At 60.9% G+C, this 637-nt stretch carries 1 protein-coding gene; it reads left to right on the top strand.

Annotated elements, in window-relative coordinates; genetic code table 11:
• The first annotated feature begins 132 nt into the window (after nucleotides 1-132).
• Nucleotides 133-627: a DUF3304 domain-containing protein gene (locus AC1DN0_RS41230; protein WP_441637774.1), complete on the top strand. Its 495-nt coding sequence runs from the start codon at nucleotides 133-135 to the stop codon at nucleotides 625-627.
• Nucleotides 628-637: the final 10 nt, after the last annotated feature.

Raw genomic sequence — 637 nt, 5'->3', positions numbered from 1 at the left:
CAACCCGCTCATGCTGTCGCCCCAGGAGCGTGCCGGGGCCAACCTGATGCAGTCGGCGCGCAATGGTCCGCACAATCCCAACCATCGCATTCCCTATCCGGTTAACCCTGACGAAGTGAAGGAGTTCCAACAATGAAGCGCTATATCGCCGCACCGCGGCGCATTGCCCTCGGCAAGGCCGTTCTCCTGTCCCTGTTCCTGGCCGGCTGCGCTGGCGGCAGCGGCATCTCGACTGATCGCTCCGACAAGTTTGTCTATGCCTCGCTAGGCGCGGTCAACCATACCGGCAATTACATGGACTGGGTCTCGATTGACGGTGTGCCGAGCCACAACATGCGCGCCTATGGCTCAGCCAACGCCGGGACATGTTGTGTGGGGGTGCCGCGAATCTACCGTCCCGGCCTGCAGGTGACCGTCAAGTGGAAGGCCCGTGACGGGGCCAAGATCCTCTATGGGAGCAAGGTGGTCGAGGTCGAGCCCTATGCCGAGGCCGGCACCATCTATGCCCACATCTATCCGAACGACGTGGTCCGTGTGGTCGTGTCGGCGCGCTACGACGCACATAGTCCCAATCATCCCATTCCCTATCCGGTCGATCCGAACAAGTCGAAGGAGTTCCAACAATGAAGCGCTATAT

It is taken from the genome of Cupriavidus sp. 05N39, assembly GCF_056397325.1.
The sequence above is the reverse complement of the archived record's forward strand: the minus strand, read 5'-3'. Positions and strand labels throughout refer to the sequence as shown.

Excerpts from the sequence above, each read along its gene's own strand:
- AC1DN0_RS41230 (WP_441637774.1), top strand. The coding sequence starts at position 133 with ATGAAGCGCTATATCGCCGCACCGCGGCGCATTGCCCTCGGCAAGGCC.